Consider the following 21109-nt stretch of genomic DNA (forward strand, 5'->3'; position numbering starts at 1 on the left):
TTAATTGCCGAAACCGGCCTCACCCTTGACCTCTATGACACTTCACCCTGGCCTTTCAACCTCAGTGGCAACTACGCCGTCACCCCAGACCGAAGCCCTGTCAAGCAGCGCCTGACAGGGCTTCCGATTCGCGGCAGCGACCGACTTGCTCTCCGCCCTGAAGCCAAGGACCTCAACGAAGCAGCCAAGTCCATAAGACCGGATAAGTCCTTTGACTACCCCAGGTTGGAGCTAAGTCACCTCTCTCCTGGGTCGAGAAATGCGTCCAATTTCGAAGCCCAGTCTTCCGATTCCAGACCGGCATCCATCAGCAAATCTCGCCAGTCCTCCTTCATCAGCTCCAGGGCCATAACCAGTCTGTCAGCCTCACCCCTGGATACCAGGATGACGGCAGCCAGGAGACGCTCGCCGGCGTCGCCGCCGAACGATTCACCCTCCACGTCGTGGAGCATCGAAATTACGGCTGCTGAGTCCGCAGGAAAATCCTGCTCAATCTTCCCTGCAAGTCGCCGACTAACAGGCATACAGCCCTCCAATGATCCGACCATGACGAGATGGAGAATTTGCACCCCTACCCAGGAGGGAGCATGTAATCCCCATCGCGGGTATATCCGGCATCCCGCAACTGCCTCAGCTCTCTAGCAAATACCGTTTCTCTTCCGCCAGGAGTTCTAAGATTCCCTCGCTCCGGGCTCGACACATAAACCTTTTGCCGACTATCGATCACTCCTTTAATCCATCGATCATTCTGCTCAATGCTCCACCTGGGGAGGTCGAGGACCTCATGACCTTCCCACTCTCGCGCAACATTGACGTCACTCTTTCTTCCTATGACAGCAAAATCATCTGTAGAACTCGAAGGAAGAGTCGTGCATTGCGAATTGTGGACGAGGACCGGCGTCTCGCCTGCCAGCACATAGTACGTGTGGAGGTCGTCCACTGTGAGGTTGTACATGTCTCCGTCACCGGGGCGTGCGGTGACCTTCGCAACGTGGACATGGTGATCGCTGGCTGTGTTAAGGGCATACCCTTCACGTAGTTGGCCAGCGGGAACCCAGGAGTGGAGGGTGTCATCCCAGTACGGATGCTTAGCCGTGGTGTGAAGGGTGCCTGTGCTTCCATCAGCGCGCTCGATCTTGAGGTCGACGAGATCGTAGTCGTGGTTGACGAGAGTGGCGTCGACCCTGCGCGGCCCTTCGTGCTTGCCGGTATCGGGATCAGCAGCCTCAACCTTTTCTCCGGCTTTGATGTCGCTGATCGATTCGGTCTCTCCATCAGCCATCAGGACCGCAGTAGACGGTGTAAAACTACACTTTCCTCCGAAGAACCTAGTTGCGATCTCATCGAGTTTGGAACCTCCCTCGACTGCACCCCCTCTTCGGAAGGCCGCAACTAGGAGCACATCAAAAGCGACCTTCGCAGCGCCTTCATCACTGCGACCGTTTGAGAAATCCCCATATATTTCAGTTCCGCGAGCCACTAGCCCGAGGGCCATCGCCTGACTCGGATTCAACTGCAACAACATCTGCTCCAGCATGCCGGTGCAGTTTTCACCGTCTACAATGCACTTCTTATCGGTGACGAGTTGATGGTATGGCGTCGTGACCAGAGATTTAACCTGACCAAAGAAGGCACTACCGAAGCCTTTAAGCCAGCCCAAGACGCCTCCGCCATTATCGTCCGAGCCGGTTTGATCTGTGCCACTGTCGCCGTCAGACGCACTAGAAGGACGCCCATCGGGATCTTCAATCCATGCACCTCGGCTACCCGAAGAACCCGGTCCGCACTCGTTCCAACTGCCGAGGCAATTTGCCAGCCGTCGGCCGGTCGGATCACTTCCTGTGACGGGATTACTGTTGGCATAGCCGTAGCCGTTGAGAGATTGTGACTGCAGGGCTGTTGAGCACCCGACCTGTCGCTCACACCTACGCAACCCGCAGAGGAAGCAATCGCAAAAGTCCGACATAGAAGCAAGATCACAATGAACACGGAAAGCAAGAATAATGCATCACGAATAACGTGACAGCTTTTATTAACCACATTCGATGGCGCATAAATGCACAACCATTGCCGATACCTTCATCGCGCGCACGCAGGAGACCTCCGGTAGCTGCAGAGCCATTCACGGAGAAAGATCCGACCGAATAGCGAGTGTGAGAGAGCGGGACGAAAGCCAACCTCGAACACTCCAGACCGTTCGGAGCGTCAACGGCCGCCTCGAACACCATGGATACGCCCCGGGCGCGCTCGGCGTCCCGTGGTCGCGACGGCATGCGCCGATGGGATCACGCTCCGACCCGTCGGCGTGCAGGGCAATCGTGACGGTGCGGTCTGGAGAAACTGAGGGGCGGGAGTTTCATACGCCGCGAGGACGGCACCCCCGCACAAAGGGTGCCGTCCTCTTCTCTTGGGTCCGGAGCCGCCGCCGATCGGTGAGGGTCGGGGGACAAGCGGCGGCTCCGGGGTTCGACGGGCCGGTCCCCGCCCCCCGCACACGGGGTCGGGACCGGTCCGGGCCCGTGGCCGGGGAGGCCGGCCGGGGGCCTGTGGGGGCAGCGACGAGGGGCGAGGGCTCAGGGCCGGAGGCCGCCTGCCGCTGCCGTGGGGCTAGCGGTGGTCGCTGCCCTTGGAGGTGACCGCGGCGCGGCCCGCTTCGAGGCGGGCGACGGGGATGCGGAACGGGGAGCAGGAGACGTAGTCCAGGCCCACCTCGTGGAAGAAGTGGACGGACTCCGGGTCGCCGCCGTGCTCGCCGCAGACGCCGAGCTTGAGGTCGGGGCGGGTGCGGCGGCCGGCCTCGGCGGCGGACTGCACCAGGGAGCCGACGCCGTCCCGGTCGATGGTCTCGAACGGGGAGACGCCGAAAATGCCCTTCTCCAGGTAGGCGGTGAAGAAGGAGGCCTCCACGTCGTCGCGGCTGAAGCCCCACACGGTCTGGGTCAGGTCGTTGGTGCCGAAGGAGAAGAACTCGGCGGCCTCGGCGATCTGGCCCGCGGTGAGCGCGGCGCGCGGCAGTTCGATCATGGTGCCGATGGCGAGCTTCAGCTCGGCGCCGGTCGCGGCCTCGACCTCGGCGATGACCTGGTCGGACTCCTCGCGGACGATCTCCAGTTCCTGGACCGTGCCGACCAGCGGGATCATGATCTCGGCGCGCGGGTCGCCCTTGGCCGCCCGGCGTTCGGCGGCGGCCTCGGCGATGGCGCGGACCTGCATGGTGAACAGGCCGGGGACGGCGAGGCCGAGGCGTACGCCGCGCAGGCCGAGCATCGGGTTCTGCTCGTGCAGCCGGTGCACGGCCTGGAGCAGGCGCAGTTCGTTCTCGTGCGGCTCCTGGCGGGACTCGGCGAGGGCGACCCGGACGGAGAGCTCGGTGATGTCGGGCAGGAACTCGTGGAGCGGCGGGTCGAGCAGGCGGATGGTGACGGGCAGGCCGTCCATGGCCTCGAAGAGTTCGACGAAGTCCTGCTTCTGCAGGGGGAGGAGTTCCTTCAGGGACTCCTCCCGCTCGGCCTCGGTGTCGGCGAGGATGAGGCGTTCGACGAGTTCGCGGCGGTCGCCGAGGAACATGTGCTCGGTGCGGCACAGGCCGATGCCCTGGGCGCCGAAGCGGCGGGCGCGCAGCGCGTCCTCGGCGTTGTCGGCGTTGGCGCGGACCCGCAGGCGGCGCTTGCGGTCGGCGAAGGCCATGATGCGGTGGACCGCCTCGACGAGTTCGTCGGCGTCGTCGGCGCCGGCGTGCATGCGGCCCTCGAAGTACTCGACGACCGGGGAGGGTACGACCGGTACCTCGCCGAGGTAGACCTTGCCGGTGGATCCGTCGATGGAGATGACGTCGCCCTCCTCGACGACGTGGCCGCCGGGGACGGTCATCCGGCGGCGCTTGGTGTCGACCTCGAGTTCCTCGGCGCCGCAGACGCAGGTCTTGCCCATGCCGCGGGCGACGACGGCGGCGTGGGAGGTCTTGCCGCCGCGCGAGGTGAGGATGCCCTCGGCGGCGATCATGCCGTCCAGGTCGTCGGGGTTGGTCTCGCGGCGGACCAGGATGACCTGCTCGCCGGAGCGGGACCACTTGACGGCGGTGTAGGAGTCGAAGACGGCCTTGCCGACGGCCGCGCCGGGCGAGGCGGCGATGCCGCGGGAGACCTGCTCGACCTTGGCGTGCTCGTCGAAGCGGGGGAACATCAGCTGGGCGAGCTGGGCGCCGTTGACCCGCTGGAGGGCTTCGGCCTCGTCGATGAGGCCCTGGTCGACGAGTTGGGTGGCGATGCGGAAGGCGGCGGCCGCGGTGCGCTTGCCGACGCGGGTCTGCAGCATCCACAGTTTGCCGCGCTCGATGGTGAACTCGATGTCGCAGAGGTCCTGGTAGTGGTTCTCCAGGGTCTCCATGATCTGCATGAGCTGGGCGTAGGACTTCTTGTCGATCTGTTCCAGGTCCGCGAGCGGGACGGTGTTGCGGATGCCCGCGACGACGTCCTCGCCCTGGGCGTTCTGCAGGTAGTCGCCGTAGACGCCCTGGTGGCCGGAGGCGGGGTCGCGGGTGAAGGCGACGCCGGTGCCGGAGTCGGGGCCGAGGTTGCCGAAGACCATCGAGCAGATGTTGACGGCGGTGCCGAGGTCGTGCGGGATGCGCTCCTGGCGGCGGTAGAGCTTGGCCCGGTCGCCGTTCCAGGAGTCGAAGACCGCCTTGACGGCGAGGTCCATCTGCTCGCGCGGGTCCTGCGGGAAGTCCCGGCCGGCCTCCTTCTTGACGATCTTCTTGAAGGAGGTGACCAGCTTCTTCAGGTCGGCGGCCTCGAGTTCGGTGTCGACCGTGGCCTTCCTGGTGTGCTTGGCCTTCTCCAGCGCCTCCTCGAAGAGGTCGCCGTCGACGCCGAGGACGGTCTTGCCGAACATCTGGATGAGGCGGCGGTAGGAGTCCCAGGCGAAGCGCTCGTCGCCGGCCTGCTTGGCCAGGCCCTGGACGGACTTGTCGGACAGGCCGATGTTGAGGACGGTGTCCATCATGCCGGGCATGGAGAACTTGGCGCCGGAGCGGACCGAGACCAGCAGGGGGTTGTCGGGCTGGCCGAGCTTCTTGCCCATGCGCTGCTCCAGCGCGTCGAGGTGCGCACTCACCTCGTCACGCAGTGCCGCGGGTTCCTCGCCGCTGTCGAGGTAGACCTTGCAGGCCTCGGTGGTGATGGTGAAGCCCGGGGGGACCGGAAGACCCAGATTGGTCATCTCCGCGAGGTTCGCACCTTTTCCGCCGAGAAGGTCCTTGAGGTCCTTGTTGCCCTCGGTGAAGTCATAAACGAACTTCACGTCCTCAACGCTGTCGCCCTGCTCGGCTACCTGGAGATCTTTGTTTTCCGACACGGGTCTCGACTCCTCGAGGACGCGGTGGCTGCCCTGACGGCGAGGAACATACCCAGATCAAAGGCGGTTGGGTACGCCCACTCGCGCGTCACGCGCCCGTAACCGGCCGTCCACCAGTGGATCGAAAGTCAAAGCTTGGCAAGCAAACGACCGTCCACGTGTTCACCTCTTGAACGAATCAATCCCCGTAGACACCACACTACGCTCACATGAGCAGCATTGGGCACGCTTGAGTTTGCTCGATGAACGATCAGCGGGTGGCACTGAGTGCCACCCATTCCAGAAGTGCATCCGCTCAAGATCCGCTCATCTGAGCGCTGCATCGATCAGAGGTGGCGAGAATCACGCTTCGGAGTCCGCCGGATTTCACCATGCGGACGCCCCTCGGAAGGGGAGGCCCGCGCCGGTCGGGCCGGCGGCCCGGCTCACACGCCCGGGGCTCGACTCTCACGCCCGGGGCTCGACTCTCACGCCCGGGGCCCGGCTCACGCGCCCAGGGTCGCGTCCAGGGCAGGGCCCGGCTACGCGCCCAGGGTCCGGCTCAAACGCCCGGCCCAGGTCCGACTCACACACCCAGGGCCCTCAGCCGCTCCTCGACGCGTTCCGGGGCGTACAGGTGCTCCACGACCAGCGCCCCGGCGCCCAGCAGTGCCGCGCGCTCGCCCAGCCGCGAGGTCACGACGTCCAGGTGGGCCGTGGAACGCGGCAGCGCCCGCTGGTACAGCAGTTCCCGTACGCCGGTCAGGAAGGGGGTCCCCGCGAGGTCTCCGGCGACCATCAGGACGCCCGGGTTCAGCAGCGTCACCACCGTCGCGAGCACCTCCCCGACCCGCCGTCCGGCCTCCCGGGCGAACTCGGCGGCCGCCGGGTGCCCGGCCCCGAGCAGGTCGCGCACGTCCGAGCCGCTGGCCGCGGGTACGCCCGCGGCGGCCAGCCGCCGTGCGACGGCGCCGCCGCTGGCGACGGCGGCCAGGCAGCCGTAGGAGCCGCAGCGGCACAGCGCGTCGGAGCCGTCCGGGACCCGGATGTGCCCGATGTCGCCCGCCCCGCCGTCGATGCCGCGGTAGACGGAGCCGCCGACCACGACGCCCGCCCCTATGCCCGTGGAGACCTTCACCAGGACGAACGCCGAGCAGTCCGGGTAGCCGGTGCGCTGCTCGCCGTACGCCATGAGGTTGGCGTCGTTGTCGACCAGGACGGGCACCGGCCCGGCACCGGTGTGGTCGCCGAGGGCGCGGGCCAGGCGACCTCTTATGTCGTAGCCGTCCCAGCCCGGCATGATCGGTGGTTGCACGACCCGGCCGGTCTCGCGGTCGACGGGGCCGGGCACGGCCAGCCCGATGCCGCAGACCTCGGTCGCTGTGTGACCGGCCTTCTCCAGCAGCGTGGCGAACCAGCGGCCCAGCTCGCCGAGGACGACGTCCGGGCCGTCGTCGATCACCAGGGTGCCGGTGTGCTCGGCGAGGATCTCGCCGGTCAGGGTGAGCACGGCGGTGCGGGCGTGCCGGGTGTCCAGGTCGGCGGCGAGCACGACCGCGTGCGCGTCGTCGAACTCCAGGGTGATGGAGGGGCGGCCGCCGAGCGGCGAGCCGACCGGGCCGCCGCCGCCCTCGCGCAGCCAGCCCGCGCGGAACAGGCGGTCCAGCCGCTGGCCGACGGTGGCCCGGGACAGTCCGGTGGCCTGCTGGAGGGCGCCGCGGGTGGTGGCGCGGCCGCTGCGCACGAGTTCGAGCAGATCGCCGGCGCTCGCCTGGCTCCCGCCGCGTCCCGCCCTACCGGTCCGTCCCGTCATGCGCACCCCCTTGTGTTTCCCAAGGATGCATTACATCCTGGGTTTTGCGTGTTAAATAGACGTAACCCTATGGTAGCCAGAGCCAAACCTGTCGGCCGGACGTCTTTCGGGGAGCCCCGAGTGGATCGCACTGCCCAACTCACCGCCCGCCCCGCGTCGCGCGCGATCGCATACGATCCGCCGGCGCCGCCCGGGCGCGCACCCGCGGCGGCGACCGGGACCGGGCGGGCATCGGCGGCACCGGCCGAGGTCGAGGTCGAGGTCGAGGTCGAGGTCGGGCAGGCGTACGCGGTGGCGGCCGGAGCAGCGGGGGCGCCGGCGCGGGGGCCGCGGGCCCGGGCGGCCAGGGTGCTGGAGGAGAACTGGACCGGCACGTCCACCGTGCCCTCGCGGGGCCTGTATCCGCACCAGTGGTCCTGGGACTCGGCGTTCATCGCCATCGGGCTGCGGCACCTGTCGCCGTTACGGGCCCAGACGGAGCTGGAGACGCTGCTGAGCGCCCAGTGGGGCGACGGACGCATCCCGCACATCGTCTTCAACCCCTCCGTCCCACTCGACGCCTACTTCCCCAGCCCCGACTTCTGGCACTCCTCCACCGCCGGGCACACGGCGGGCGCCCCGCGCACCGTACAGACGTCGGGGATCGTGCAGCCACCGGTGCACGCGCTGGCCGCGTGGCTGGTGCACTGCGCCGACCCGGAGCTGTCCCGGTCCCGCGGCTTCCTGGCCCGGGCCTACCCGCGGCTCGCCGCCTGGCACCGGTACCTGCTGCACCGGCGCGACCTGGGCGGCGGCTCGCTCGCGGCCGTCGTGCATCCCTGGGAACAGGGTATGGACAACAGCCCCTGCTGGGACGTCCCGCTGGCCCGTGTCCGCCCGGCGCCGGCCCGCTCCTTCCGCAGGGCCGACCTGGACCACGGCGCCGCCGAGGACCGGCCGACGGACCTCGACTACGGGCGGTACGTGCGCCTGGCGGCGGACTACCGGGACGCCGGGTACGCCGACGGCGGGGGCGCCTTCGCGGTGGAGGACCCGGCGTTCAACGCCCTGCTGATCGCCTCCGAGCACGCGCTCGCCCGGATCGCCGGGGAGCTGGGGGCCGCCGGTACCGCCCGGCACGCCCGGGCCGAGCGGCTGACCGGCGCGCTGGTGGACCGGCTGTGGGACCCGGCGGCGGGCCTGTTCCGGTGCCGGGACCTGCGCGACGGGACGGCGCCGGACGGGCGGCTCGTCGGCGGGCGCAGCGTGGCCGGGCTGATCCCGCTGCTGCTGCCCGCGCTGCCCGGCGACATCGCCGGCGCGCTGGTGCGCACCCTGACCGGCCCCCACTTCGGCCTCGGCACCACCACCCGGCTGGTCCCCAGCTACGACCTGCTCGGCGAGTCCTTCGACCCGCACCGCTACTGGCGCGGCCCGGCCTGGTTCAACACCGGCTGGCTGCTCCAGCGGGGACTGGCCCTGCACGGCGAGCGCTCCCGGGCCAGGGCGCTGCGCCGGGCGCTGGTGGAGACCGCGGACGCCACCGGGCACGCCGAGTACGTCGATCCGTACACCGGGGAGCCGTGCGGGGCGACCGGCTTCAGCTGGACGGCGGCACTCACCCTCGACCTGCTGCACGGCGGCGGCACGTTCGAGCAGGGCGGCGCGACGGCCTCCCCGGGCGGCACCACGGTCGCCGCTCCGGGGGGCACGGCGGTCGCCGCCCGAGGTGGCACAGCGGCCGTCCCGGGCCGCACTTCGGGCGACCGGCGCGGCACGGACAACCCGGGCGGCACCGCAGGCGACCCGGGCGACGGGAGCGAGGACAGCGGCAGCGGCAGCGGCAGTGGGGGCAGCGGTACCGCGGGCGGCGGGGGCGGCGTGGCAGTCGACCGGAGGCTCGGTCGGATCGAGGGAGGGGATCGACGATGACGGACCGACATCACCTGCTCGTGTACGGCGGGACGTTCGCCGCCGTGGACGACGGCGGAGACATCAGCGGGGTGCGCGGCGGCCGTACCGGCCCCTCGCCGGACGGGCTGTTCGTCCGCGACGCCCGGCACCTGAGCCGCTGGCAGCTCACCGTGGACGGCGCGGTGCCCGAGGCGCTGACGCCGGTCGCGGACGGGGACACCGCCCGCTGCGTGCTGGTCCCGCGCGGTGGCCGCGACGAGCCGCCGGCCTGCACCCTCTTCCGCGACCAGGCCGTCGGCGACGGCTCCTTCGTGGAGTTACTCCGGATCTCCGGCAACCGCCCGGCGCCGACCACGGTGCACCTCGCCGTCACCGTCGACGCCGACTTCGCCGACCAGTTCGAACTGCGCGCCGACCACCGCACCTACGCCAAGACCGGAGCCGTCCGCTCCCGCCAGGTGCTGGACGACGGACTGGAGTTCACGTACCGCCGCGGCGAGTGGTGCTCCCGCACCACGGTGACGGCCCAGCCCGCGCCGGACGGGGTGGAGGAGACCGGCACCGGCGCCCGCCGCCTGGTGTGGACGCTCGACCTCGCACCGCACGGCACGGCCGAACTGACCCTGCGGGTGATGGCCCGGGCGCACGGCGAGAAGCGGGCGCTGCGCGTCCCCCGCTCCCCCATGGCCGTCCGCGAGCGACTGCTCGCCGCGGAGGGCGACTTCAGCACCGGCGTGGCCTTCCCCACCGGCTGGCCGGAACTGGCCGCGGCCTGTGCGCGGGGCCTCGCCGACCTCGCGGCGCTGCAGGTCCCGGCGGTCGGACCGGACGGTGAGGAACTGCGCGTTCCGGCGGCCGGGGCCCCCTGGTTCCTCACGCTGCTGGGCCGCGACGCCCTGCTCACCTCGCTCTTCGCGCTCCCCTACCGCCCCGGGCCGGCCGCCGCGACCCTGCTCGCGCTCGCCGCGACCCAGGCGACCGAGACCGGCCCCGGATCGGTGGCCCAGCCCGGCAAGATCGTGCACGAGGTGCGGCACGGGGAGCTGGCCCACTTCGGCCAGGTCCCCTTCGGGCGGTACTACGGCTCCGTGGACGCCACCCCGCTGTTCCTGGTGCTGCTCGGCGCCTACGTCGAGCAGACCGGCGACACCGCACTCGCCCGCCGGCTCCAGCCGCACGCCCGGGCCGCCGTCGGCTGGATGCTCGACCACGGCGGACTGACCTCGCGCGGCTACCTGGTCTACCGGGCCGACCGGGGCGGCCTGGCGAACCAGAACTGGAAGGACTCCCCCGGCGCCATCTGCTGGGCCGACGGCACCCGCCCCACCGGGCCGGTGATGGCGGCGGGGGCCCAGGGCTACGCGTACGACGCGCTGCGGCGCACGGCATGGCTGGCGCGCACCGCGTGGCAGGACGCGACGTACGCGGCGCTCCTGGAGCAGGCGGCGGGCGACCTGCGCGACCGCTTCCAGCGGGACTTCTGGATGCCGCAGCGGTCCTTCCCCGCTCTCGCGCTCGACGGCGAGGGCCGGCAGGTCGACGCGCTGGCCTCGGACGCCGGGCACCTGCTGTGGTCGGGGCTGCTGGACAAGGAGTACGGCGAACTGGTGGGCCGCCGCCTGCTGGAGGGCGACTTCTTCTCCGGCTGGGGGGTGCGCACCCTGGCGTCCGGGCAGCCGGCGTACCACCCGCTGTCGTACCACCGCGGTTCGGTCTGGCCGCACGACAACGCGTTGATCGCCCTCGGCCTGTCCCGCTACGGCCTGCACGACGAGGCGCGGACCGTCGCCCACGCCCTCGTCGACGCGGCCGGGGCGACCGGGCACCGCCTGCCCGAGGTGCTGGCGGGGTACGGACGCGACACCCACGCGGAGCCGGTGCCGTACCCGCACGCGTGCGTGCGCGAGTCCCGGTCGGCGGCGGCTCCCCTGGCGCTGCTCACGGCGGTCGGCGGGGCGTAGGGCGCGGGCTCCCGCGGTCCCCGGAAGCGGTTGGCGAGGCGTTTGCCCGGTGTTTGCCGGACGCTGGCCGAGGGGGCTGAACAGCGGCGCGGAGGGGGCCGTAGGGAACAGTGGCGGGCACCGCCCCACCGGCGGGCCCGCCACTCGCTCTCGCCGCGCACGGAAGGACCTTCGGGGTGCCTCAGCACACGCGTACACACCCATCGCCCGGGACGACCGGAGCGGCGGAGCCGTCCGCCACCGCGGAGCCGTCCGCCGGCGGCTCCGACGCCACCGGCACGGACGCCGGCGGCCCGAAGGGCACCGGTCCGAAGGCCACCGTTTCGAAAGCCAACGGCCCGGACGCGACGGCTGCGGCGGACTCCGGAGGGGCGGACACCGGAGCGACGGACACCGGAGGGGCGGACACCGGAGGGGCGGAGTCCAGCGCGACGGACGCCGCTGCGGCCCGGACGGTGGCGAAGACGGGCGCCGCCGAGGCGGAATCCGGAACCGCGAGGACAACGGCCGAAACCGCGAGGACGACGGCCGGAACCGCGAGGACGACGGAAGGAACCGCCACCGGCTCCGACACCACCGCCCCGCCCGAGTCCACCACGGTGCAGGGGGCCACCAGCGTGGTCGAGTCCACCGACCCGTCCGACTCCGCCGCGCCCGAACGCTCCCCGGGCGAGGCCCCGTCCACCGAGGATGCGCCGTCCCCCGGAGAAGCCGCCTCCCCCGGCACCGGCAGCCCCTCCGCGGGTACCGGGGGCCTCTCCCTGCGCGGGGCGCTGGCCTCCCTGACCGTACTGCGCGTACGCCGCGTCCGCCGGGCCTGGCAGGGCTGGCGGGAGGACCACCCGGCGACCTCGCGGGCACTCTCGATCGCCGCCACCGTCGTCGCGTTCGCGATCGTCGGCGCCGCGCTGCTGCTACCGAACCGGAGTGAAGCGTTCCAGTTCGAGCGGTTCACCCGGATCCCGGTCGAGCTGCTGCTGCTCGCCGCGGTGATGGTCGCGCTGCGGCGGCGGGTGCGGCTGGTCGTGGCGGTGCTGTTCGGGCTGGCCCTGGGCGCACAGACGGTGCTGAACCTCCTGGACGTCGGGTTCTACGAGTACCTCGGCCGCAACTTCGACATCGTCCTGGACTGGCCGCTCCTCGGCGATGCCGAGTCCTTCGTCGGCGACACCAGGGGCGGGACGGTCGCACGGCTGGCCGTCGTCGGCGTCCTCGCGCTGGTGGTCGTGCTCTTCGCCGTACTGGTGCTGTCCGTGGTCCGGATCGGCGACGTGCTCAGGCGCGACCCCTCCCGGGCGACCCGGGCACTGCTGCTGGTCAGCGCGGTCTGGATGACCTGCGCCAGCGTCGGCGTGAAGTACGACGGCGTCCCGCTGGCCTCCCAGCAGTCGGTGGCGATGTTCCAGGCACGCCAGAAGGCCGTGAGCCGGACTCTCCAGGACGAGGAGCAGTTCGCGAAGCAGGTCAAGGCCGACGCGTTCGGCGCCACGCCGGGCGACCAACTGGTGCCGGACCTGCGCGGCAAGGACATGATCTTCACCTTCATCGAGAGCTACGGCCGCAGCGCCGTCGAGGACCCGATCGAGGCGCCGGGTGTCGACAGCACCCTCGACTCGGCGACCGGCGACCTCGCCGCGGCCGGCTTCCACGCCAAGAGCGGCTGGCTGACCTCGGCGACGTACGGCGGCGGGAGCTGGCTCGGCCACTCCACCTTCCTGTCGGGTCTGTGGATCAGCAACCAGAGCCGCTACCGCACGGTCACCACCGGGGACCGCCTGAGCCTCACCAAGGTCTTCCAGAAGACCGGCGCCTGGGACACGGTCGGCGTCATGCCGGGGGTGCAGAAGGTCTGGCCGGAACAGCGCTTCTTCGGTCTCGACAAGGTCCACAACGCCTTCCAACTGGGCTATCAGGGACCGAAGTTCAGCTGGTCGACGATGCCGGACCAGTACGCCCTGGAGGCCTTCCAGCGACTGGAGCACGGAAAGAAGCGGGACAAGCCGCTGATGTCGGAGGTCATCCTGACCTCCAGCCACCAGCCGTGGGGACCGATCCCGAAGATGGTGGGCTGGGACGAACTCGGCGACGGCCGGATCTTCGGCCCGATCGAGAAGGCGGGCAACAAGGCAGCCGACATCATCGCCTCCCCGGAGCGGTCCAAGGAGGAGTACGGCAAGTCCGTCCAGTACTCGGTGACGGCGCTGACCCAGTGGCTGGAGCGCTACGGCACCGACGACACCGTGCTGGTCTTCCTCGGCGACCACCAGCCCATCGCGCGGGTCAGCGGCGAGCACGCCAACCGGGACGTCCCGGTGTCCATCGTGGCCAAGGACCCCAAGGTGCTGGACGCCATCGACGACTGGAACTGGACCGACGGACTGCGCCCCGCGCATGACGCTCCGGTGTGGAAGATGAGCGCCTTCCGCGACCGCTTCCTGCTCGCCTACGGCTCCACCCCCCACCCGAGCAAGAACTGACCGGTCGGGGACCGGCACCCGGGCGGAGGCCGACTCCAGAGCTGGGACGGCCTCCCCCCAAGCCGAGCCGGAACGCAGCGACCGCACTCCCGGGACGAGGGCTGGCCGCTCAGACCCGGTCCGCGGAGGGCGGCGGGAGGCGCACGGGACGGTAGCCCCCGTGCACCTCCCGGTAGGAGCGGGCGAGATGGTGCTGCAGGCGGAGGTGGCGGAACTGGTGCACCGCCCCGCGTCGGCGCAGCACGCCCCGGCGGTAGGCGTCGTCGAGGAACGCCATGGTGTCCCAGGGCAGCTTGCCGGTCAGGGGGAGCCAGATCCGCGACAGCAGGATCCACTGCCCCCACGCGGTAAAGGCGAGCACGTAGGCGGCCGTGCCGCCCAGCCCGCCCGCGGCGGCGACGGGGAGCGCGCCGGACAGGGACCAGGACAGTTCGCCCAGCGCGCCGTGCAGCAGGAAGACGAGCACGTGCCCGCCCACCGCGATGGCGAGGCTGAGCAGCGGGGCCAGGACCAGGGCGCGGCGTCCGGCTGTCGCGCGGTTCACGGCCAGCAGCCCCTCGGGAGTGGCGGCGGCGGTGACGTCGAGAGGGGCTTCGAGGGCGACCACCAGCCCGAAGACGAGACAGGCGGACGGGCCGAAGATCAGGGCGTAGACCAGCATGTTGGTGAGCGTGACCCGGAGCATGGCCGAGGTGGCGACCGGCACGTGGAAGAACACCACGTACTGCAGGCTGGTCACGAGCGCGATGCCGATGCCCATCACGAAGCCGCCCATGAGGACGGCCCCCAGGTAGGCGGCGATCTCCCGGACCGATCGGCGGCCCATGCCGCGCCCGCCGCCGGGGAGCCCCAACCGGACGCGGGTGGGTTCGACGGCCCTGCCCCCGTTGCGCGTGCCGACGGCCGCGTAGGCGACGCCGAAGGCGAGACCGCCCGCCAGCCCGATGAGGACGCCTTCGACCATGATCTGGGCCGGCGTGAGCACGCCGGGCGCGTCCCCCAGGAACGGCAGGGAGGACAGTGCGACGATCCAGGTGGCGAGGGTGATGCTGAGCGTCGACGCCAGTACGACGGCCAGGACCCGTGTAGAGCGGCGCAGCGACTCGCCCAGCTGCCACCAGGCCAGGTCCTGCCGCTCGTGCGGGAACCCGACCAGGTGGTGGGCGAGGTGGCTGAGCCAGCGCTGCGCCCGCGCGGCGTCCGACGGCGTGCTGCGGCGGCCGCCGCCGTCGGCCCGTCCGGGGGCGCGGCGACGGTAGACGGCGGGGACGAATCCGGCGAGCAGGTGCTCCTCGACGGCATGCGCGTCCGGGAACCGCTCCGTCCTGAGGAGTTCGTCCGGCCTGCGGTCGGGCGAGTCGCTGTACAGCGTCCGGGCCAGTGCGATCATCAGAGGGGTGCTCAGGGCCTCGCTGAGATGCGCGCCGCCCGCCTCCTCCCCGGTCGCCGCCTTCTCCAGCACGGCGTCCCAGGTCGTGCGTGGCGTACCGCCGCCGCCCCGCCCCTCCGGCGCCCCCGACTCCGCCGAGACGCCCGTCCCGCCTGCCGAAACCGCCGCACCGCTCCCCGCGGACCCGGACGACGCGCCGCCTCCGTCCGACCCGGCCGACGCGCCGTACCCTTCCGACCCGGCCGACGCGCCGTCCCCGTCCGAGGCGGCCGACGCGCTGGGCAGCAGTGGTGCCGTACGGGGGAGGTACTCCTTCACATCGTCCAGGGTCAGTTCGCACAGTTCGATGACGACCGCGGAGGCCAGCGCACCGTGCGCGTCCTCGACGGCCTTGGCGAACTCGGGGCGGCGGCTGGTGAGGAGAAGGGGTGTCGCATCGCGGTTGAGCGCCTCCAATGCGTCCTGACGCAGCCCCTCGGCGATCTCGTCGAACCCGTCGAGGACCGGCAGGACGAGTCCCGCGTCGAGGAGGTCGGCGGCCAGGGTCTTCCCGCTGGGCACCCGGCGGGCCAGGTGCGGGTGGTCCCGCAGCATGCGTTCGACCAGCCAGTCGCGCAGTTCGACCGCGGTCGGGTCCCATGAGCCGACACCGAAGATCACCGGCACCCGGAGGGACGTCTCCCCGCTCTGCCGCGCTTCCAGCAGGTCCAGTACGAACCGGATCGCGAGGACCGACTTGCCGGAACCGGCCCGGCCGAGGACCAGCAGCCGTCCCGAACCGACGCGCCGGTAGACGTCGGCCACGTCCGGTAGGGCTCCGCTCGGGTCCCCTCCGGGCGGGGCGTTCCGCGAGGCCGGGTGCGGGGGACGGCTGTTCTCCGCGTGGTCGGCGAGCCCGGTGGGCACTCGCCGCCACCGCACCGGCAACGGGAAGGGGTGGTGCACTCGGCGCTGCGCCTCCTCGTGCTGCCAGCGCCGTCTGATCTCCCGGGCCAGTTCGTCCGCGGCGTCGGCGAGCGGTCCGCGGACCGCTCCGGGGGCGTGGGCGGGCCCAGGTCCGGGGGAACGGGCGGCCGGTAAGTCCACCGCCGGCGCGTGCCCCGGCGGCTCCTCCTCCGACGCATCCCTTGGGGGCTCCTCCTCCGGCGCGTGCTTTTGCGGCTCCTTCTCGCCGCCGAGTGCCGCCGTCAGCCGCTGCCGGTCCTCGGGGCCCGCCTCCAGCGCCTCGGCCAACCGGCCGAGGGAGCGGAGCCGGTGGTCGAAGGGCTTGCCGTTCTCCATCCGGTGGATGGTGCTCACGCTGATGCCGGAGCGTGCCTCCAACTGCTCCTGGGTCAGCCCCGCCTGCTTGCGCAGCCGGCGCAGCAGCTCGCCGAGCCTCTCCGCCACACCGACACCCTTCGCCCCGTGACCAGATGCCCTGTGAGCTTACCGTGACGACCGGTCACATATGACGGGTCGTATGACCTGGGCACTTCGCCGGCCGGCGGCCAGCATCGCCGTTGCGGGGACACCTGCCGCGGTGCGCGGCGGGCTCCGCACACGACATCAACGAGCGAGTGCGAGGAGGCTGATTGCGATGGCGGAGACGAAGGGCGTGCTGCTGCCGACCTACGTCGTGGCCGACGAGTCGGCGTCGATGGGCCCGTATGTGGGCGATCTGCAGGGCGGGGTGACCTCGCTGTGCGAGGGGCTGCGCGCGGAGCCGATGATCGCGGCGAAGCTGAGGCTCGCGGTCCTCGGTTTCTCGGACGACGTGCAGGTCAGGCTCGCCGTGGCCGACATGCGTACGGAGGTCTCGGTGCCGCGGGTGGAGATTCGCGGGATGACCGGCTACCGGGCCGTGTTCGACGACATGGTGCAGCGCATCCCCTCCGACGTGCAGTGGCTGCGCGGCGAGGGCTACAAGGTGCACCGCCCGGTGGTCTTCTTCCTCAGCGACGGCCAGCCCAGCGACGGCACGGACTGGCACGCCCCGCACGCCGCCCTGACCGACCGGGGTCGTACCCCGACCGCCCCCAACATCATCGCCTGCGGCATCGGCGACGCCCAGGCGCAGACCATGGTCGACGTCGCGACCCGGCCGGAGTTCGCGTTCGTCGCCAAGCCCGGCACCGACATCGGGAAGGCGGTCGCCGAGTTCTTCCAGTCCCTCACCGCGAGCCTGGTGGCGACCGGCCAGGCGCTGAACTCGGCCGCGCCGCGGCTGGTCGTGAACCAGCCCGACCAGTTCACCCTGGCGATCGACGAGGTCGGCCTGTGACCCGCGGACACCGGCGGAGCCCCTCTCCGGAGCCCGCGCCTCAGCCGAGCACACCCCCTCCGAGCTCGTCCCCTCCGAGCTCATCCCCTCCGACGGCCTCACCGCCGACGGCTCATCCGGCGACGGCTCATCCGGCGACGGCAGTTGGGCCGCGCGCACTCGGGTCGAGCGCGACACCGCCGAACCCGACACCGCCGAGCGCGACACCGCCGAGCGCGACACCGCCGAACCCGACACCGCAGGCCGCGGCGCCGCCGGCGCGTCCGTTCGCCGCCCCGGTCCACGTCCCCCCGGCCCGGACCGGACCGGCGTCGCCTCTCCCGGTTCCCGACCGGCGGCCGTGGCAGCGGATCACGGTCGACATCCCCGGATTGGAGTTCGAGGCCCGGCCTCCCGACGAGTACGCCTTCGACTTCCCCGACAGCGAGTGCGACGGCTGGTCCACGGACCGCCTCACGCTCCGCTTCGCCTCGGTCCGCGGGGAGAAGCACCGCTACTACCGCCGACCGCGGCAGGACGCGGCACGGGCAGCAGGGCAGTGCACCAGGCCACCGGCAGCGTGGTGTTCGCCGTCGCCGACGGCGTCTCCGGCGCCACCGAGTCGCACCGGGGCGCCGTCGAGGCGAGCCGGGCCTGCGTGGAGCGGATCCTGCACCTCCTCTCCCGGTCACCGGCGCCCCTGGACCCGGCCGACGTGGCCGTCTTCGCCGCGTACCGCCTCCAGGAGCTGGCGCGATGGCGGTTGGGGACCGGCGACGCGGGACCGGATGACGCGGCACACCTGTTCGCGACCACGGTGGTGGCCGGTGCGGTCCGCCCCACCCCGGGTGGCCCGCGCGTCGAACTGTTCCGCGTCGGCGACTCCGGCGCCTGGCTCCTGGACCGGTCCAAGGGCCGCTACCGGCCGCTGTTCGCCTTGAAGACCGGAACGGACACGGAAGTGGTCGGCAACGAGGTCGCACCGCTGCCCCGGGTACCCGACCGTCCGGAGCAGGCCGTCTTCCGGCTCGGCGAGCCGTGGGTGCTGCTGGTGGGCACCGACGGGTTCGGGGATCCGCTCGGCGAGGGAGACGGCGCGGTCGGCGCGCTCTTCGCCCGCCAGCTCGCCGTGCCGCCGTCACCGCTGTGGCTCGGGCACGTCCTGGACTTCTCCCGGGAGACGTTCGACGACGACCGGACCCTGCTGGCCGTCTGGCCCCGGACGGCCACCGGGCCGACGCCCGAGCCGGGGCCGGTGCCCGAGGCGAGGCCGGTGCCCGAGGAGGGGCCGCGGTGAGCGCCGACCGTCCCGCACCCGTCGACGTCACCACGCTGGTCCTCGGGGACCGCCTGGGCCAGGGCGGACAGGGCACCGTCCACCAGGTCCGCAACAAGCGCGTGAACCGGGGTGCGGCGGACGGCGACTGGGAGGTCGTCTACAAGGAGTACGGCGCCGCCGTCCTGCCGGGCCTGGACACCGCTGCGCTCGATTCCGCCGTCGCGCTGCTCGGCCGGCTCTCCGGCGAGGACGGACGCTGGCTGTGCGAGAAGACCGCCTGGCCCGCCGTCGTCGTCCAGCGCGGGGGCGGGCCGTGCGGGTTCCTGATGCGGGCGGTACCCGACCGCTTCCGGTTCACGTTGAGATCGATGGCCGGCGCGGGTGCGGGGCCGCGGCGGCTCGCCACCATGGAGTACCTCCTCAACGACGACGCCTATGTCGCCGGGATCGGGCTGACCGTCGGCGATCGCGACCGGCTGCTCCTCCTCGCCGACCTGGCCGCCACCCTGAACCGCCTGCACGGCTTCGGAATCGCCGTCGGGGACGTCTCCCCGAAGAACCTCCTCTTCAGCCTGTCGCCCCGGCCCGAGTGCTTCCTCATCGACAGCGACGCGATGCGCCTGCGGGGCGCGAGCGTGCTGCCTCAGGCGGAGACCCCCGACTGGCAGGTCCCCGCGGGAGAGGAACTGGCCACGCCGGCGAGCGACGTCCACAAACTCGGCCTCCTCGCCATCCGGCTGTTCGCCCGCGACCAGACCACGAGGGACCCGGCCGACCTGTCCCGGGCCGGTTCCCGCCTCGGCGACCTGGCCCGCGCCTCGCTGCGGACGGCACCGGAACGGCGGCCGACCGCGGCGGCCTGGGCCGAACAGCTCGCATCGGCCGCCACCACCGCGACCAACCACCCCAAGAAGAAAAAGAACAGGCCCAGGCCCGCCCGGAAGCCCACCGGACAGCCGGCCGGACCGGGCGCGGGCTCCCCCGGGCCCGGAGGGCGGCCCGGCAGCGCCGGGCCGGGGCAGGCCGTGCGCCCGCGGCGCCCGAACGGCGCGGCAGCGGCCAACGCCCTGGGCGTCCTCAAGGGTGTCGCCGGCATCCTGGCCGCCGTTCTGCTGATCGTGGGCAGCCGCTACCTGCATTCCCAGGCCGACGATGTCGCTACGACCAACGGCGTCGGCTGGAGCAGCAGTCCGTTCCCCCTCCCGTCCCTCACCTGGGGGCGCACCGGGGGCCCCGCAGCCGACCCGGGCGACACGTACGACGACTCTGACGACGACTCGGGCGATGACTCGACCGACGACTCGGACGACTCCGCGTACGACGGATCGGACGGCTCCGACGACTCCGCGGCGGACGCCCCGGACACGGAGTCCGCGGCCCCCGCCGACCCCGGCGCCACCGCCGAGGTCGGGGACTGCTTCCACGACGACGGAGGCAGCAAGCAGGCCGACCTGAGCTCCGCGGACTGCGGTGTCGGCACCTTCAAGGTGGTCCGGGTCAACACCGGGACCACCGATCTGGACAGCTGCGACGACGTCACCGACAGCGACGAGAGCGTCTCCTTCACCGCGTACGACCGCGTGTTGTGCCTGAGCTACCAGAGTTCGGGGGGCAGCGCGTTCCACGCCCGCCAGGGGGAGTGCGTGTTCGGTGCGCCCGACGACGACGCGTGGTCGAAACTGTCCTGCCGGGCCGGGGCGTTCAAGGTCCTCGCCGTCTACCGCGGCACCACGGCCCATTCCAAGTGCGACAACTGGCCGCACTACAACCGGTGGCGCACCATGACCGTCCCGGGCAACTCCAGCCTCGACGTGCTGCTGTGCATGTCCATGCAGTACCCGGACGACGCCGGCTACGCGACCCGCAACGAGTGCCTGGTCAAGTCGGGCAACACCTTCACCAACGCGGGCAGCTGCGCGAAGTCGAACGTCTACGTCACGGGGCGGACCAGCAGGTACGCGGACCGCTCGTTCTGCGGCCGGGACGGCGCCACCTGGTGGCATTCCACCTACTACCCCGCCTTCAGCTACACCGTCTGCTGGCGCTGGCGCTGAAGCCCGCGCCGCCGCGCCCCGCACGCGTCCCGTCCCATCCCGACGTCGGGTCCGCCCCGACGATCCGTCCCGTCCGACACGCATCATTCAGGAGCTGAAGTGGCTTACCGCTACTGGTGCGGCGAATGCAGCTTCAAGACGTCCTGGGGCACCGAGTCCCAGGGCCAGAAGGAGCATCTCGAGCACTACACCGTGCACCACACCGGGCTCGTTCCCGGCGGCCAGGTCGAGACCAACCGCAAGGACCCGGACGGCGGGGGGAGTTGCCTGGCGTTCATCGCCCTGGCGGTGCTGCTGGTGTTCCTCGCCGCTTCCTGTCACCACTGACACCCCTCCCAGGAGCCCGAGTTGTCCTCTTCCCGACCGCGCCACGGGTCCGCGGAACCGCCGTTGCCCACCTGGCAGCAGACCCCTCGCGCCACCCCGCCCCCGCTGGGCCGCCCGGGGCCCTCCGCCCCCGCTCCCCCGCCCGCCGCCGCTCCCCCTCGGCGGACGCCACCGCGGCAGACGGCTCCCGCGGCCCGCACGTCCGCGCCACGGCAGGCGCCGAGCACGCCTCAGGCGCCTCCCCCTCGACCGACCGCGGCCGGGCCCCGGGCGCCGTCCGCTCAACGGGTCCCGGCACCGGCACCGCCCCGACCGCCGCACCACGGGACCGGAGGAACA

At 71.5% G+C, this 21109-nt stretch carries 12 protein-coding genes; 7 read left to right on the forward strand and 5 right to left on the reverse strand.

The window, feature by feature from the left end:
- Positions 1-236 precede the first annotated feature (236 nt).
- The 4 genes from ACL02U_RS30335 to ACL02U_RS30350 all read right to left on the reverse strand — a co-directional run bounded on the left by ACL02U_RS30335 (position 237) and on the right by ACL02U_RS30350 (position 7147).
- Complete coding sequence (locus tag ACL02U_RS30335) at positions 237-452, reverse strand: hypothetical protein (RefSeq protein ID WP_412794200.1); 216 nt, start codon at positions 450-452, stop codon at positions 237-239.
- A 119-nt stretch (positions 453-571) separates the two neighbouring features.
- A complete protein-coding gene (locus tag ACL02U_RS30340; RefSeq protein WP_412794201.1) occupies positions 572-1537 on the reverse strand; it encodes a polymorphic toxin-type HINT domain-containing protein in 966 nt (321 codons plus the stop codon).
- A 1070-nt stretch (positions 1538-2607) separates the two neighbouring features.
- Entirely contained in the window at positions 2608-5355 is a 2748-nt protein-coding gene (ppdK, locus tag ACL02U_RS30345; RefSeq protein ID WP_412794202.1) for a pyruvate, phosphate dikinase, read from the reverse strand.
- A gap of 565 nt (positions 5356-5920) precedes the next feature.
- The gene (locus ACL02U_RS30350; RefSeq protein WP_412794203.1) at positions 5921-7147 is read right to left on the reverse strand and encodes an ROK family protein; all 1227 of its coding nucleotides are present in this window, start codon (positions 7145-7147) and stop codon (positions 5921-5923) included.
- A gap of 120 nt (positions 7148-7267) precedes the next feature.
- Between ACL02U_RS30350 and ACL02U_RS30355 the strand changes: the two genes are divergently transcribed.
- The 3 genes from ACL02U_RS30355 to ACL02U_RS30365 all read left to right on the forward strand — a co-directional run bounded on the left by ACL02U_RS30355 (position 7268) and on the right by ACL02U_RS30365 (position 13478).
- On the forward strand, positions 7268-9058 hold the full coding sequence (locus ACL02U_RS30355) for an MGH1-like glycoside hydrolase domain-containing protein (protein WP_412794204.1): 1791 nt from the start codon (positions 7268-7270) through the stop codon (positions 9056-9058).
- Positions 9055-11001: a glycogen debranching N-terminal domain-containing protein gene (locus ACL02U_RS30360; protein ID WP_412794205.1), complete on the forward strand. Its 1947-nt coding sequence runs from the start codon at positions 9055-9057 to the stop codon at positions 10999-11001. Before ACL02U_RS30355 ends, ACL02U_RS30360 begins: the two co-directional genes overlap by 4 nt.
- Before the next feature lie 176 nt (positions 11002-11177).
- Complete coding sequence (locus ACL02U_RS30365; protein ID WP_412794206.1) at positions 11178-13478, forward strand: CDP-alcohol phosphatidyltransferase; 2301 nt, start codon at positions 11178-11180, stop codon at positions 13476-13478.
- A gap of 109 nt (positions 13479-13587) precedes the next feature.
- Here the strand turns inward: ACL02U_RS30365 and ACL02U_RS30370 are convergent, their stop codons facing one another.
- A complete protein-coding gene (locus ACL02U_RS30370) occupies positions 13588-16257 on the reverse strand; it encodes a helix-turn-helix domain-containing protein (RefSeq protein WP_412794207.1) in 2670 nt (889 codons plus the stop codon).
- Positions 16258-16447: 190 nt separating this feature from the next.
- On the opposite strand from ACL02U_RS30370, the gene ACL02U_RS30375 reads away from it, so the two are divergent.
- The 4 genes from ACL02U_RS30375 (at position 16448) to ACL02U_RS30390 (ending at position 20770) form a co-directional block, all read left to right on the forward strand.
- Positions 16448-17131, forward strand: coding sequence for a vWA domain-containing protein (locus ACL02U_RS30375; protein ID WP_412794208.1), 684 nt, complete (start codon positions 16448-16450; stop codon positions 17129-17131).
- Between the two features lie 538 nt (positions 17132-17669).
- Positions 17670-18407, forward strand: a complete 738-nt coding sequence (locus tag ACL02U_RS30380) for a protein phosphatase 2C domain-containing protein (protein ID WP_412794209.1) — start codon at positions 17670-17672, stop codon at positions 18405-18407.
- Complete coding sequence (locus ACL02U_RS30385) at positions 18404-20443, forward strand: hypothetical protein (RefSeq protein WP_412794210.1); 2040 nt, start codon at positions 18404-18406, stop codon at positions 20441-20443. Before ACL02U_RS30380 ends, ACL02U_RS30385 begins: the two co-directional genes overlap by 4 nt.
- Positions 20444-20542: 99 nt before the next feature.
- Positions 20543-20770, forward strand: coding sequence for a hypothetical protein (locus ACL02U_RS30390; protein WP_412794211.1), 228 nt, complete (start codon positions 20543-20545; stop codon positions 20768-20770).
- The last annotated feature ends 339 nt before the right edge of the window (positions 20771-21109 follow it).

Origin of the sequence: Streptomyces sp. MS06 (genome assembly GCF_047200655.1) — a bacterium.
Lineage (GTDB): Bacteria > Actinomycetota > Actinomycetes > Streptomycetales > Streptomycetaceae > Streptomyces.

What these genes read in the sequence shown, in the direction of transcription:
- ACL02U_RS30340 (WP_412794201.1), bottom strand. Translation starts at nt 1,537, where the DNA reads ATGCTGGAGCAGATGTTGTTGCAGTTGAATCCGAGTCAGGCGATGGCC.
- ACL02U_RS30335 (WP_412794200.1), bottom strand. Translation starts at nt 452, where the DNA reads ATGCTCCACGACGTGGAGGGTGAATCGTTCGGCGGCGACGCCGGCGAG.
- ACL02U_RS30375 (WP_412794208.1), top strand. Translation starts at nt 16,448, where the DNA reads ATGGCGGAGACGAAGGGCGTGCTGCTGCCGACCTACGTCGTGGCCGAC.
- ACL02U_RS30360 (WP_412794205.1), top strand. Translation starts at nt 9,055, where the DNA reads ATGACGGACCGACATCACCTGCTCGTGTACGGCGGGACGTTCGCCGCC.
- ACL02U_RS30350 (WP_412794203.1), bottom strand. Translation starts at nt 7,147, where the DNA reads ATGACGGGACGGACCGGTAGGGCGGGACGCGGCGGGAGCCAGGCGAGC.